The 13,636-nt window shown below is 48.9% G+C and carries 19 protein-coding genes and 1 tRNA gene; 3 read left to right on the plus strand and 17 right to left on the minus strand.

Translation table 11 applies throughout. The features are described 5' to 3' along the window. Positions 1-145: 145 nt before the first annotated feature. From Psfp_RS19745 to Psfp_RS19765, 5 genes are all read right to left on the minus strand, one after another. Entirely contained in the window at positions 146-532 is a 387-nt protein-coding gene (locus Psfp_RS19745; RefSeq protein WP_134220231.1) for a zinc ribbon domain-containing protein, read from the minus strand. Between the two features lie 82 nt (positions 533-614). Continuing rightward, positions 615-1,061: a ribonuclease HI family protein gene (locus Psfp_RS19750; RefSeq protein ID WP_134220232.1), complete on the minus strand. Its 447-nt coding sequence runs from the start codon at positions 1,059-1,061 to the stop codon at positions 615-617. Between the two features lie 39 nt (positions 1,062-1,100). Next, entirely contained in the window at positions 1,101-1,427 is a 327-nt protein-coding gene (locus Psfp_RS19755; RefSeq protein ID WP_134220233.1) for a zinc-ribbon domain containing protein, read from the minus strand. Between the two features lie 273 nt (positions 1,428-1,700). Continuing rightward, the gene (locus Psfp_RS19760; protein WP_134220234.1) at positions 1,701-1,850 is read right to left on the minus strand and encodes an aspartyl-phosphate phosphatase Spo0E family protein; all 150 of its coding nucleotides are present in this window, start codon (positions 1,848-1,850) and stop codon (positions 1,701-1,703) included. A 160-nt stretch (positions 1,851-2,010) separates the two neighbouring features. Further along, positions 2,011-2,190 carry a hypothetical protein gene (locus Psfp_RS19765; RefSeq protein WP_134220235.1) on the minus strand — a complete coding sequence of 60 codons (180 nt, stop codon included), beginning with the start codon at positions 2,188-2,190 and terminating at the stop codon, positions 2,011-2,013. A 126-nt stretch (positions 2,191-2,316) separates the two neighbouring features. Between Psfp_RS19765 and Psfp_RS19770 the strand changes: the two genes are divergently transcribed. After that, positions 2,317-2,565, plus strand: a complete 249-nt coding sequence (locus tag Psfp_RS19770) for a DUF1540 domain-containing protein (RefSeq protein WP_134220245.1) — start codon at positions 2,317-2,319, stop codon at positions 2,563-2,565. A gap of 239 nt (positions 2,566-2,804) precedes the next feature. Here Psfp_RS19770 and Psfp_RS19775 read toward each other — a convergent pair whose 3' ends face one another. The 4 genes from Psfp_RS19775 to Psfp_RS19785 form a co-directional block, all read right to left on the minus strand. Further along, positions 2,805-3,200, minus strand: coding sequence for a type II toxin-antitoxin system HicB family antitoxin (locus Psfp_RS19775; RefSeq protein WP_134220236.1), 396 nt, complete (start codon positions 3,198-3,200; stop codon positions 2,805-2,807). A 33-nt stretch (positions 3,201-3,233) separates the two neighbouring features. Beyond that, the gene (locus Psfp_RS19780) at positions 3,234-3,401 is read right to left on the minus strand and encodes a type II toxin-antitoxin system HicA family toxin (protein ID WP_243120820.1); all 168 of its coding nucleotides are present in this window, start codon (positions 3,399-3,401) and stop codon (positions 3,234-3,236) included. Positions 3,402-3,574: 173 nt separating this feature from the next. After that, a complete protein-coding gene (locus tag Psfp_RS21900) occupies positions 3,575-3,724 on the minus strand; it encodes a hypothetical protein (RefSeq protein WP_192895553.1) in 150 nt (49 codons plus the stop codon). 51 nt (positions 3,725-3,775) lie between these two features. After that, positions 3,776-3,850, minus strand: a tRNA-Thr gene (locus tag Psfp_RS19785). Between the two features lie 196 nt (positions 3,851-4,046). Between Psfp_RS19785 and Psfp_RS19790 the strand changes: the two genes are divergently transcribed. After that, a complete protein-coding gene (locus tag Psfp_RS19790; protein ID WP_134220237.1) occupies positions 4,047-5,339 on the plus strand; it encodes a stalk domain-containing protein in 1,293 nt (430 codons plus the stop codon). Position 5,340: 1 nt separating this feature from the next. Here the strand turns inward: Psfp_RS19790 and Psfp_RS19795 are convergent, their stop codons facing one another. Next, positions 5,341-6,330 carry a cation diffusion facilitator family transporter gene (locus Psfp_RS19795; protein WP_243120821.1) on the minus strand — a complete coding sequence of 330 codons (990 nt, stop codon included), beginning with the start codon at positions 6,328-6,330 and terminating at the stop codon, positions 5,341-5,343. 211 nt (positions 6,331-6,541) lie between these two features. After that, on the minus strand, positions 6,542-7,075 hold the full coding sequence (locus Psfp_RS19800; RefSeq protein WP_205079636.1) for a methylated-DNA--[protein]-cysteine S-methyltransferase: 534 nt from the start codon (positions 7,073-7,075) through the stop codon (positions 6,542-6,544). A gap of 89 nt (positions 7,076-7,164) precedes the next feature. Between Psfp_RS19800 and Psfp_RS19805 the strand changes: the two genes are divergently transcribed. Beyond that, positions 7,165-7,398, plus strand: a complete 234-nt coding sequence (locus Psfp_RS19805; RefSeq protein WP_134220239.1) for a hypothetical protein — start codon at positions 7,165-7,167, stop codon at positions 7,396-7,398. A gap of 159 nt (positions 7,399-7,557) precedes the next feature. Here Psfp_RS19805 and Psfp_RS19810 read toward each other — a convergent pair whose 3' ends face one another. The 6 genes from Psfp_RS19810 to Psfp_RS19840 form a co-directional block, all read right to left on the minus strand. Next, on the minus strand, positions 7,558-7,860 hold the full coding sequence (locus Psfp_RS19810; protein WP_282434368.1) for a FlxA-like family protein: 303 nt from the start codon (positions 7,858-7,860) through the stop codon (positions 7,558-7,560). 460 nt (positions 7,861-8,320) lie between these two features. Further along, on the minus strand, positions 8,321-9,961 hold the full coding sequence (gene groL / locus Psfp_RS19820) for a chaperonin GroEL (protein ID WP_134220241.1): 1,641 nt from the start codon (positions 9,959-9,961) through the stop codon (positions 8,321-8,323). 24 nt (positions 9,962-9,985) lie between these two features. Then, positions 9,986-10,270 (minus strand): co-chaperone GroES, encoded by a 285-nt coding sequence (gene groES, locus Psfp_RS19825; RefSeq protein WP_134220248.1) that lies wholly within the window; start codon positions 10,268-10,270, stop codon positions 9,986-9,988. A gap of 291 nt (positions 10,271-10,561) precedes the next feature. Then, positions 10,562-11,050 carry a MogA/MoaB family molybdenum cofactor biosynthesis protein gene (locus Psfp_RS19830; RefSeq protein ID WP_134220242.1) on the minus strand — a complete coding sequence of 163 codons (489 nt, stop codon included), beginning with the start codon at positions 11,048-11,050 and terminating at the stop codon, positions 10,562-10,564. A gap of 179 nt (positions 11,051-11,229) precedes the next feature. Further along, the gene (gene moaC, locus Psfp_RS19835; protein ID WP_134220243.1) at positions 11,230-11,724 is read right to left on the minus strand and encodes a cyclic pyranopterin monophosphate synthase MoaC; all 495 of its coding nucleotides are present in this window, start codon (positions 11,722-11,724) and stop codon (positions 11,230-11,232) included. Positions 11,725-11,939: 215 nt separating this feature from the next. Continuing rightward, positions 11,940-13,636, minus strand: a 1,697-nt coding sequence (locus Psfp_RS19840) for an S-layer homology domain-containing protein (protein ID WP_134220244.1), incomplete at its 5' end; no start/stop codon positions are given.

A 13,636-nucleotide genomic window follows, 5' to 3' on the forward strand; every position in this document is an offset into this window, starting at 1 on the left:
TTACGTTTTGTCAAGTGTTTTTCTGAAATTTCTCCAATTTTTTAACGAAAAAAAGCAGGGTACCTTTTGATACTCTGCTCTTTTGTGCTGCGGGTATGGCCTTGGCCTTATCTTAATGACATTGCCCATTAAGGGGGTTGGATTTTTATTCAGCAGGAGCTTCTGGGACCTTGGCTCCGCAGTTGCAGCAGAATTTTGCATTTTGCGGCAGCTCTTCATGGCAGCTGGCACAGACGGGCGGCTTGGGGTTTATTTTTACGATTTGTTCGGTAATGTCGGCGATATCAGACTCCAAAGATCTGGTGCTTAGCAGGAGACGGTCTATTTCCTCTGCAAGACCTTCATCGCCCTTATACTGCAGGTAGACCAGGTTCCCCAGCGCGGTGATGTTGTTTTCCATTTCTTTTTCCAGCTTTGAAATTTCCATCTTCAATCTGGCTGTTTCGACCAAATCGCTGGACTTTTTGCCAATGGATTTCGCGCCTTCGCTGATCGACTTGGCGCCTTCGCTGACCTTTTTTAAAATTTCCACAAGACACCCTCCTTTATTTTATTTTTCAGGAACTATTCAATAAAGGCTTTGCAATTCCTTTTTGGACGCAGCAAATCTCGAACTATTTATTGTTCTTTTCCAACCATTTCTCGTAATTATCCAGTTCTCTGTTAACCGCTGCATCGGCTGCGGTGTTTTCTTCCCTGGGTACGTGCTTTAACATTATTTTCAATCCCGGCGCCGCCGCCAGGCTCTTCCACACTCTCTCGGCAATTTCCCTCAGGGCAGGTTCCTTAATCCGGTACTGCCGGTTAAACTGGCGCACTACCAGTTGGCTGTCGGCCCGAATTTCCGCTTCCAAACCATCCTGCCGCCCGGCAAGGTGAATCAAGGCCGTGACCGCCCCCTCCAGGGCGCTCCATTCAGCAAAGTTATTGGTGACCTTAGGGCCTAGAAACTTGCTTTTAGAGGCAATCAGCCCGCCCTCCCCATCCGTGATAACCATACCGGCTGCAGCCGGCCCGGGATTGCCGCGGCTGCCCCCGTCAATATTTACAAATACTTTCAACTGGCACAACACCCCGCTGGAAGATTCCTTATCAATCTATTAGTACTTTTGCTTTTTCTGAATATAGCACTGCCGGCAGTATACGGGACGGTCTTCTTTTGGTTTAAAGGGAACCTCGGTGGTGCAACCGCATTCCGCACAGACGGCCTCGTAAGTTTCGCGGATGGACCTGTTCGCTGAAAACTGGCTGTACCCCCCCTTGTTGAAACCGGCTTCGCTTTTTTTATTTTTTCTGGCCAGGCGACACTCCTGGCAGCGCGAGGGGGCATGTTCAAAGCCTTTCTCGGCATAAAACTCTTGCTCGGATACTGAAAAAATAAAATTCCTACCACATTCCTTACAGGTAAGCAATTTATCTTCCAACATCAAAAAAACACTCCCTTCCCGGTTTCTCTTGCCTGTTGGAACATTACAAAATCCTAACCCTCATACCTGTATCGGGAAGAAGAGCAGAACTTTAAAAAGCCCAAGCAAGATAATTATATTATACCAACGGAGGCTTAAAAAGCAAGGGATGGAAAAGGAAGGCTCGGTCTATTGTTAATTTTAGCCAGGTGAAAGGATTGAGCCTGTAATATTGATACTCAAATTGCGGAGGCAAAAAGAGACGCAGCTATAAATGGAGACGCCTCGCTAAGTTCATGCAACGCGGCGATAGTACCGGACAATTAAATCATCAAGCTGTTGGCTGATATCCAACAAGCTGGCGCAGACAGCATCGGAACTGAACAAGCTGTACATCTCCGATCGCAGTTCTTCAATTTCCTCAAGCAATTCTGAACAGTGCATGATCCCCACCCCTTTGACTTATTACTGGTAACTTCGCGACAGTCATTGTAGAATCCTGCATAACCAAGAAAAAACATTGAAATATTTTAAATAAATTGTAATTAATTACTAAGCTGCCTGGGATTTTGTAACCGCCAATTAAAATTTTCGGGAACCCGTACTAATACCGGCTCCTCATAGTCTCTGGCAACCTGCGAAGCAGACCCCTGATCTTGCCGGCAGTCACAGCCCCAATAGATTTCTTCGGCCGCAGTTCCATGCCGCTCCAATAGTACCTTTTCCTGATTTTGCGCCTGCGGGCAATCTCTTTTTCTTCAATTTCTCGCGGCGACATGCCCATCCCGCATCCCTCCTTACAATATTATGGCCGTGACAACCTGACTGCATTCCTAAGTTTGACATCATAAAATCCCCTATAAGGTAAAGAATATAGTCGGATTATAATTTTACGAAAGGGTGATAAAAAATTAATCAGCACATTCACTGCATTGTCAACGACTGTCATTACTGGACCCAGGGGAATAGTTGCAAAGCCAACGAGATCCTAGTAGCGACAGATCAATTTGGCGACAACCAGCCAGACCAGATCGACGCCACCATGGCCACACAGCTCACCCCTTCCAATGCCGGTTCTTGTATGGCTACCTGCTGCAAATCTTACGTAACCAAGGGTTCCAACAAGATCGGTACGGATGGTATCAAGAGAATGTCCTAGTGAGAAGGGGGACCCGGCGGCAGCCGGGTCTCTACTATTTCAAAGCTCTTTAACGTGTACAGAACGGCAAAAGGAAAGACTTTTCCTGTCAGATTTACTAATGGACCCAAAAAGACTAATGGCAAGTGGTTCCATCCCTGGAACCCTTGCCATTAAAAGGAGTATATACCGAATTCAAAACAAAGTAAAGCAACTCTTTTTTCGGCATGGCTGCCGGCATGGTGACAATGATAGATAGATTAAACTTTCAAGCGTTTCTTTAACGCTTCCTGTAAGACCTGCGAGAAATTAATATTCTCACGTTCTGCCATAGTATTAAGCCACTGCGGGAGTGTAAGCGTCTTTTTGACTGCTTTGTTGTCATAGAAGCGTCTATACTCCATAGTGTCAGCACCTACCAAAGAAACAAAACAACCATCTTGAACCTTTATATCATTAGGGTCGGATGCCGGTGGAATAGTTGCCTTGTTTTCTTCGAAATTATACAGCATTAAGCATAATACATCGGCTGCCATATCATAAGCGTCTTGCAAATCATCTCCTTGCGTATAGCAGCTTTCAATATCCGGGAAGTTCACGGAATAGCCGCCTTTTTCTTCCGGTTGAAAAATTGCTGGATACAAATATTTTGCCATGTTATTACTCCTTTCCTCAGTTGTTGCAGAGGCTTATTTTAGCCCTGCGTCGGTTAGGATACTGTTGAGGGTTCCGGTAGCTATTTCTGTCTTATGTCTGGGCACAGGAAAGGTTTTGCCTGTTATCGGGCTATAATATATATCATGTTTTTTACCAGAACGTTTCAGTGTAATGCTGTTTTCTCTAAATAGTTTAAGCAACTCACTTCTTTCATGCCGTATCCCTCACCTTCTGACAATGCCAATGTAACACGTATTAACACGTATGTAAATAGTGGTTTTCGTCCTTGGTTTTCGGCAAGCAAAAAAGCACCCGTTAAGGTGCTCTTTGATGGCCTATATGTTTTATTCAATTCTAAATTCTTTTGGCTTGTTCAAACTCTTCCAGTTATATATTCACCGTTCGCAATTTCTTTTGCGCTTCTTTCAAAGGCGGCGGCCTCTTCTGGCATCAGCGGGTCGCCTTGGGGATAGATAAACCTTTTGAAAAAGGTGAGAACAATCCGCGCGTCATCCTCGCTCATAGTGTCAATGTATCTTTTTCACCGCAAATCCTTGCGGTGTCAAGCTTTTTCTGGAGCCGATGGTCGGATTCGAACCGACGACCTGCTCATTACGAGTGAGCTGCTCTACCCCTGAGCCACATCGGCATAATTCAATTACAAGCAAAATTTATTGTACCTCAACAGGACTCAAAAGTCAATGCAGGCCTTGTCCTCCCTGGCATAAGCCGGATTATCAACTCATAATCGTTTTGTGGCAAAAAGTTACATAATAATTTCTATTCTGGAAGCCCCCGTTAGGTCATAGGTATTTTTTAGCCAGATCAGCCAGGGGGTGTTGTTCATGATCAGGCCAGCTGCAAGGTCGATATTTTTCATATTGTCTATATTGCTGCTGTTCCAGCAGTCAGCTCAGGCAGGCTGCCGGTTGGTTATAAACAAGGGAACCAACCAGCTGGCTTTTTACGAAAATGGCTACCTGGTGGATGTGTTTCCTGTGGCTACAGGTCGTCTGCCCCAATATACCCCGGAAGGGGATTGGCAGGTCGTTGTCAAACTAATCTACCCTTCCTGGCGAAACCCCGATGGAGGTCCCACTATTCCGGGCGGTATTCCCGAAAACCCGCTGGGGCCCCGCTGGCTGGGGTTGAATGCGCTCGGCACCGGGGGCTCAAGTTATGGGGTACACGGCACCAACAATCCCTATTCCATTGGGACCTACGCATCTGCCGGCTGTATCAGGATGTACAACAAGGATATCCTCTGGCTGTACGATAGGGTTCCCGTTGGATCTGATGTAGAAATAATTAATAGCAACGAAGACCTGAACAGTTGGAAGGTATTCAGCAAGGTGCTGATAAACGGCGAGGAGCCTGATTTCGCGCCGCACCTCGGACCGATATGGGACGGAAGCAAAACCTGGCTGCCGGTACGGCCGGCTGCCCAGGCCCTTGGCTACCGCATGTTTTGGGACGAATCCTGCAATACCTTGGAGCTGGCAAATATTGACCGGGAAGTATCACTCGCCCTCGGCAGCCGGCAGGTTAGCGTGAACAACAGCGTGTACTCAACAGAGGATGCGCCCTTCTTGTTAGAAGACACAACTTTTGTCCCGGATTATTTTTTTAAGCTCTTTCTGGGAGCGGAACTACTTCAAGACACTGAAAATGGCGTCCTGTCGCTGCAGTCCCCGGCCGACCCCTGGGCTGGCCGGCTAACCAGGCGCCAAATGACAGTAAATATAGACGGTAGAGCTATACATTTGCCCGAGTCCCAACCCACCCTGAGCGACGGGAAGAACCTGCTGGTCCCTATACGTCCGGTCTGTACTGCCGCCGGGGGCATCGTCAAGTGGAACGACCCGGCCCGTACCGTGGATGTCATGATGCGGGATAAACGAGTGCAAATCCCTGAAAACGGTTCCCCGGCCCTGGTTAATGGAGCCATCGCGCACGAACCAAGTGGAATTCAGATTGTTCGTGGCACTGCATACATTAGTTTGAGATTTCTTTCGGATATCTTCGGCTTTATTACGGAAGTAAATGACAGCTCGCGCGTGCTCAATATCTCCACTATCACAGCTCCGACATCTTTTTTCAGGCCCACTGGTTCAAGGCCAATTCCGGCCGCGGCCTGAACTATTCCCGGCGCCACTGCCGTTTTTTATCGTCGGAGATAACTGCAATATGGGTGTAGGCAATCTCCCTGTACTTGTCCTTAATCGCCTTATTTACAGATGAGCCGATGCTGTCACATTCGTTAAGCATGGTTTGTTCATAGGCCTCAACCACCATTTCCAGAAGGTAGCTGTTCGGACCCACACACATGGACCTGACATTGTGGACGTCAACCACACCCGGGATGCTCATGACCAGGTTGCCTATGTCATTGATCAAACCGGGATCTGCCGACTCGCCTAAAATAGCGGCAGCATTCTCCCTGGCTGTTCCAATACCGATAAAGAATAATAACATACCGATCAAAATGGAAGCAGCCCCGTCAAAAACGATGTCTCCGGTATAGTGGGCCAGCAGGATTGCGGTCCCGGCGATGAAAAGCCCCAATAGCGCCGCTGTGTCCTCCAGGAAAATAAAGCGGGTCGAAGGAGTGGCTTTTTTAAGTGACGGGATTACCCTGGCCAGCATCCTCAAGCCTTGCGTTTGTTCTTCCGTCTCAGCGAGGATGGCCTTAATGGCCATGAAGCAGGAGTAGCACTCAAAGAGAATGCTCAGTCCTATAACCACAAGGCTTACACTGAGACGTTCCAAGGGCTCCGGATGAATAATCTTCACTATGCCGCCGTAAATCGAGAGCGCCCCACCGATAAAGAGCATACCTAAGCTGGCGATAAAGCCCCAGAAGAAGACCCTCTTGCCGTGGCCGAACTGGTACCGTTCATTGCCCGGGCGCTTGGCCTGTTTAACCCCGATTAACAAGAAAAAGCCGTTGGCCCAGTCTCCCAGCGAATGTTTAAACTCGGCCATCATGGAGGCGCTGCCGCTTAAAACAGCCGCTACCAGCTTCATCGCCGCGATAACCCCGTTGGCAATCAGGGCCGCCCGGACTGCCGATTCACTGTTGTGTCCCGTAATAATATCCCCCTTGCCATAAAACCCACAAGCATTCACTTGTGGGTTAGGCTATATGTCCTAAATTAAGGATTACTGCAAACCCTGCTTATATATTAGCAAGGTAGAGAAATTTCGACAAGTGTACCGCAAGCGACATCATGCAGAAAATGAAAACATCGCGAGGTATGATGAATTAGTATGTTAAAATATCTTACTATGTAGTGCAGGCCAGGGTATGCAGGTGCGAATGAATTCGCACCTGCATTTTTTAAGCGTTCTGTGTGTTTTCAGGGTTGTATCCCTCAAGTTTCAACAGATATCTTTTCATGTCGAGTCCCCCGCCGAACCCACCCAATTTCCCTCCTGCGGCCAGTACCCGGTGGCAGGGGATTACCAGGGGAGTACGGTTGGCGCGCATCACTCCACCGACCGCCCTGGCGCCCTTGGGCAAACCGGCCTGCAGTGCCACCTGCCCGTAGGTACGCACCTCACCGGCAGGGATAGACCTTACCAGCTCAAGGACCCGCTTTTGAAAAGGAGTGTACCCGGAAAAGTCTATGATCGTGCTAAATGCGACTTTTTCACCTGCAAAATACCGGAGCAGTTCATCTTCCAGGGCTGCCGCCGGAGATTGCGGGAAAGAGGGCTCAGGCAGGTTGGACAGGCACTTGTTCAGCTCACGGGCCAGCGCTGCCATAGCTTCCCCGGGGCCCGGCTGCGGCAGCGCCAACGCTTGCAGCCCGATCCTGGACCAGGCCGTCGCGATCCAGCCAGGGGGTGTTGAAAATAGTGAAATACGCAAGAAGCTCACACCTCCATTGAGCATGATAAAACACTCTTAAAAGGCCCCTTGTACACCTCCTCCAAAGCCGTATAATATTAACAAAAGGTATGGGATACTATGATACCAAGATTCGTCTCAGTGACATGCAGCAGAAATATCCCAACCTAACTCAAGAGGAATTTGAAAAGCAGCTCCAGGAGGAAAAACAAAACCAGGAAGCCGCCTGGCGTTATCAACGAATCAGGAGATTCATCAACAGCCTGGCGCTGGTGGTGGTATCACTCCCGTTCTACCTCTATCACTGGCGAAAAATCCAGCGGGGTGTGGATATCCCTGCATGATCCTATCATAACAAATTTTAGTTAATGAATAAACATGCCTTGAGTTGATACCGCATACCCATTCTAAAAAATACTTTCCGATAATGTAAGTTTACGTAAGGACTAAAATGTATCTTTGAAGAACCAAAAAGCCCCGCTCCAAAGAGCGGGGCCTGGCCGTTAAACCAGAGTATCAACAATAGAGCTTGTATTTGCCGAAGCGGTTACCGGCATTGAATTTTGACATTTGTTGCTTTTTGCTTCTTTTACTTGCTGAATTTGTGTCTCAATCTGCTGTATTTTCATTTGTAGCAGTTGTACTTTTTGCTGTTTTATTTTTTCGTCCTCTTTACTTTGGTTGACTTCCTGCAATTGCTGCTCAAGTCTTTCCTTTTGTTGCTGAAGCCTTGCTAGTTGATCAGTATTATCCACAGCCGAATAATTGCTACTTGATGATGAAGACGAAACTGATGATATGTTCACGCTAATATCACCTCCCTTACTGTGTTTAATGGTTAGAACTAGCTAACGTTATGCTTTCAATTATTTACTCGGCGCAAAGTATTTAAATCTTAACACCCTGAACGCCTCCACAAACCTTAAAGAAAACTGAAAACGCTTGAAAAAGGCTGCTTTGAAGTAACTCCCGCTCACAAGATCGAGGGATGCCTCTCGTTCCATTCGTTAACCACACACCTCCCCTTTTTGCAGAAGCCGGGTTGTGCCCCCAGAGATAATGGAACGTCTTGGGCATACGGATGATGCCGCGACAAAAAATGTTTATCTACACGCGACCAACACTAAAAAGAAAGAGGCTTCCCAAGAGTTCAGTGAGCTAATGAGAAACCTCTGAGTATCAATTTTGCACGCCGTGATCATTTGGTGATCATAGCAAGGGGCCGAGCATTCGGCCCCTTTATTTATAAAGGCTTAAGGCTCTAAGTTACATCATGCCGCCCATTCCGCCCATGCCGCCCATTCCACCCATGCCGCCCATGGGGTCTTTATCCTTTTCCGGCTTGTCGGCTACCAGGGTTTCCGTGGTCAGGATCATTGCCGCGATGCTGGCCGCGTTCTGCAATGCTGACCGGGTAACCTTGGCAGGATCCACGATACCTGAGTCGATCATATTGACAAATTCGCCAAGCAGGGCGTTGAAACCCACACCTGCGGGAGAATTCTTCACTTTGTCAACTATAACCGAACCTTCCAGACCGGCGTTGCCGGCAATCTGGCGCAGGGGTTCTTCCAAAGCCCGGCGGACAATGTCAACACCGGTCTTTTCATCAAAGCTGTCCGTGGTTATTTCATCAAGCGCCTTAATCGCGGGAATGAAAGCTACACCACCGCCCGGTACGATACCCTCTTCGACAGCAGCCCGGGTGGCGTTTAAGGCATCCTCGATGCGCAGCTTCTTATCTTTCATTTCGGTCTCAGTAGCGGCTCCGACCTGTACCACCGCCACTCCGCCGGCCAGTTTGGCCAGGCGCTCCTGCAGCTTCTCCTTGTCAAATTCAGAGGTGGAATCCTCAATTTGGCTTTTAATCTGGGTTACCCGCTTGGTGATAGCATCAGCGCTGCCGGCTCCGTTGACGATGATGGTCTCTTCCTTCTTGATTCTGACCTTGGAAGCCCGGCCCAGTTGGTCAATGGTAGCCTTGTCCAATTTCAGGCCCAGTTCCTCGGTAATAACGGTACCACCGGTCAGGATAGCGATGTCTTCCAGCATAGCCTTGCGCCTGTCGCCAAAACCAGGCGCCTTAACCGCCACGCACTGGATGGTGCCGCGCAGCTTGTTCAGGACCAGGGTGGCCAGGGCTTCACCTTCAATGTCTTCGGCAATAATCAGTGAAGGCCTGCCTGACTGGACGATTTTTTCCAGAACCGGCAGAAGGTCGGCAACCGCGGAGATCTTCTTATCCGTGATCAGGATGTAAGGATCGTCTAAGATGGCTTCCATTTTTTCAGTATCGGTAATCATATATGGGGATATGTAGCCCCGGTCGAAGTTCATCCCCTCGACGATTTCCAGGTTGGTAGTGGTGCCCTTGGACTCCTCTACAGTAATGACACCGTCTTTGCCCACCTTTTCCATGGCGTCGGCAATGAGGCTCCCGATTACTTCGTCGTTGGCGGAAACCGTAGCTACCTGGGCAATGGCTGCCTTGCTCTCAATAGGCTTGGCCGAGTTTTTAATAGTAGCAACGGTCTTTTCAACCGCTTTTTCAATACCGCGCTTGATGATCATCGGGTTGGCGCCGGCTGTTACGTTGCGTAAACCCTCGTGCACAAGTGCCTGCGCCAGAACACAGGCGGTAGTGGTGCCGTCTCCGGCCACATCGTTGGTCTTGGTGGCAACTTCTTTCACCAACTGAGCGCCCATATTTTCAAACGGATCGGGAAGTTCAATTTCTCTCGCAATGGTTACACCGTCGTTAACGATCATCGGAGAACCGAATTTCTTATCAAGAACCACATTGCGGCCTTTGGGGCCAAGGGTAATTTTTACCGCATCGGCCAGAGCGTTGACGCCTTTTTCAAGAGCGCGCCTGGCTTCTTCCCGAAAGATAATCTCTTTAGCCAATTCATTTACCTCCTTATATAATCCTTACTCTATTACGCCGAGGATGTCGGCTTCACGCATGATCAGATATTCAACGTCATCGATTTTCACTTCGTTGCCGGCGTACTTGGAGAAAAGGATTCTATCCCCGACCTTCAGGTCGATGGGCACCCTCTGGCCAGTTTCTAAAAGCCTGCCGCTACCTACCGCTATGACTTCACCTTCCTGGGGCTTTTCTTTTGCGGTGTCCGGAAGGACGATGCCGCTTTTGGTCCTTTCCTCGGTGGGTGTTGCTTTTACAACTACCCGTTCGCCTAATGGTCTGATCAACATATACCCCTCCTTATGGTTGCTTCCTGTATTGTTAGCACTCGATCTAGACGAGTGCTAATATCTACAGTAAATATAATATAGAATAAGAAAATCAAAAGCAAATAAAATCACCGCATAATTTTCCTCTTTTAGGGCAAAAAAAGGCACTTAGCGGATAATAGCTTTCATTTCCTACTTCTATCTCATTATTATCCCAATTTAACTAATATTTTTTACCTGTCTAGAAATATTTTTCCACGGCAATAACCATTCTATACAGGGCAACCCAAAATTTTCTTACCAGTAGTACTAACCTACACCGCACTCACCGCCGCGGCCGGTCAAGATTTCCAAGGCATGGGGCAGCGCCGGCAGGATGACCTCCAGACATTCGCGCACCCCTTTGACGCTGCCGGGCAGGTTGATAATCAGGGTGTTTTTGCGTACCCCCGCCACTGCCCTGGTCAGCATGGCGCGGTTGGTCTTCTTCATGCTCTCCGCCCGCATGGCCTCGGGTAAACCCGGCACCTCGCGCTCGATCACGGCCAGGGTGGCTTCAGGTGTATTGTCCCGCTGGCTTAACCCCGTGCCGCCGGTAGTCAGGATCAGTTCTACCTTCTCCCGGTCGGACATGTTGACCATCGCCTCTTTTAGGGTGTCAATGTCGTCCGGCAGTATTTTATAACTAACGACATTGCCCAGTATTCCAACCATTTCACGGATGGCCGGACCGCTCTCATCCACCCGCTCGCCACGGGAGCCTTTATCACTAACCGTAATAATCCCAATTTTGTACATCTTTCACCCTCCAAATTGTTATCATATCAGGATAGCTACAAATGCCTTATCGAAGGGCAACATTTCTAGAAACCTGAGCAATATGCGCGCGATTTCAACCGTACTTGCACCGCGGAACAGCCCCTAAACCGGGCACGGTAGATTATACTCTGCCTGCCCGGGAGTAAATAGTAAATGTTCTAGCTCCATTCAGCCTCACCCTTACGCTCAAAGGTGCCGCTTTTACCGCCGCTTTTATGGACCAGCCTGACCGCCCCGATGACCATCTCACGGTCGGCAGCCTTACACATGTCGTATATAGCCAGCGCCGCCACGCTCACTGCAGTCAGCGCCTCCATCTCCACCCCGGTCTGTCCGGTTACCCGCACCCTGGCTTCGATTTCAACTGTGTTGCGGTCATAATTGGGTCGAAAATAAACGTCAACCCCGCTTATCATCAGGGGATGACAGAGGGGTATCAGGGCAGATGTTTTTTTGGCAGCCATAATCCCGGCAATTCTGGCCACCCCAAAGACCTCTCCCTTTGGCGCCTTGCCCCCCATAATTAATTCGAGTGTCTCTTTACGCATGGCGACCTCGCCACGGGCAACCGCTTCCCTGTGGGTGACCGCCTTGCCTCCCACCTCCACCATCCTGGCCTGACCTTGCTCATCCAGGTGTGTTAATTCGCTCATAATATTGCTCCTCCATCTCCACAGGCTTACCTGCTCTATTAGACCCGCAGCCCATTTTTGGGTATAATTTGCCACCCAGTAGTATTTCTCCTGTAAAGCAAAATATCCTCCGAAAAATGTCGGAAATACATCTTAAAAATAGCAGCAGACCGCTCCCAGGAGTGACCTGCTGCTTGACTAACCGGTTTAACATTTTGATTGATGCAGGTAACAACTCAAAGTTCGGTCAGCCTATAGATTTGGCCGTCTCTCAGACGCAGTTCCACATCCCAGCCTTCTTCTACATCTTCAAGATCAATGCTGTCACCGTCGCTGTCTCTCAGTATGGCTCCGTCTTCCAGGTAATAAGTGAATTGATTTCCGCTGCTTTGTTCAATTTGAATCCTTTCGCTGCTAACCCGCACGTCGATGATTTCTCCCTCAATGGTAATATCTTCGTCATCGGTGATTTCAATTGTTACAACCTCATCATCTTCTATTTCTATCTCCGCTTCACTGCCGATGACAATCTCCTCCAGGTCAATTGAGTCACCCTCTTTAGAGCAATCGACATCATCGGAGATCTCGTAGCGCTCCTCGTCGCCGTCACTGTTTGTAAGCGATAAGCGCGGGCTACTCCCGGTCCTGAGTCCGGATATTACACCTTCCTCAGTTGATTGGTCACTGTCTAAGACCTCGATCTCATCCACCCAGTCGTCACTATCCAACTCCAATCTGACCTCATCCCCTGTTTCAAGTTCATCAAAGTCAAGCTGCCTGCTTCCCTTGTTCACATCGACATCTTCGACCACCTTATAGGTAAACTTGTCTCCATCGCTGTTGCGTATGGTTATCCCGTAGGTGCCTGTAGTATCCAAATCCCTGATTTCACCCTCAAGATCACTCTTGTTGGAATCAAGGACCTCAATGTCCGTCACGTAATTCCGGCTGTTAAGTTCCAGACGAACCTTGTCTCCTTCGTTTAAATCACCCAAACCCTCGCTATCACCGTCAATGATCACTTCTACGTCTTCGTCAAGGGTATAGGTATTGATGTAACCGTACACATCCCTGATGGTTATCTCACCGCCGTCCAACTCCTCGATCGTGCCTTCGGGTGAGGTATCCCGAAGGATTACAATTTTAATTGCTTTCTGGCCATATACGGCAACCTCGACCTCATTGTTAACCGCAATTGTATCGTAGCTAACAGCGCTGTTATCTTTTAGTACGGCAACCCCGCCCGGCACCTCCAGTTCCATCCTGGATCCACCGCTGGTGATTGTCAGAATGGATGACTCAACATCTGTGACCTTACCTTTTACGGTACTGGTACTGAGTACATTTATTGACGTAATCTGGTTATCTTCCAGCATCATTTCAATATATTTTCCAGCGCTTAAGCCGGCCAAAGACATCTGGCCGCTGGGGTCATTAACCATGACGCTGCTGGGAGCCGAGCGGGTTATTTTAGTGCCGTCAAGGCAGGTAATCACCACCCAGCATTCACTACCTATAAAAAAGACGTTATCTACCAGTCCCTGGTATACCTGTCCCTGATTGGCCCCCGGTCCTTGACTGGACCTTGCAGCTTGTACAAGAACCACCTGCCCGCTGTCATCTAATGTCAGCTTGACCGAGTCACCGTTCTTAATACCGGCAGCCTCCACCTTTTTCCCGTCAAGATAGTACCGGCATTCGGCGGTCAGGAACTTACTGGCGCCTTCCTGCAGGTCGATCAGTCCTGAGATTGGTTCAATATTCGAGACCGTCCCGGTTATGCGGCGATCCGGGTAGGGATTGGCTAATTCCTTATTCAACAAGTTGGACAATAAAACTGCCATCTGGGCCCGGTTGATCACACTGTTAGGCTCAAAGACGTTGCCCGGCAGCCCCTGCATGAGTTCATTATCCACCAGTGCGGCCACATATT

Origin of the sequence: Pelotomaculum sp. FP (genome assembly GCF_004369245.1) — a bacterium.
GTDB classification, from domain to species: domain Bacteria; phylum Bacillota; class Desulfotomaculia; order Desulfotomaculales; family Pelotomaculaceae; genus Pelotomaculum_C; species Pelotomaculum_C schinkii.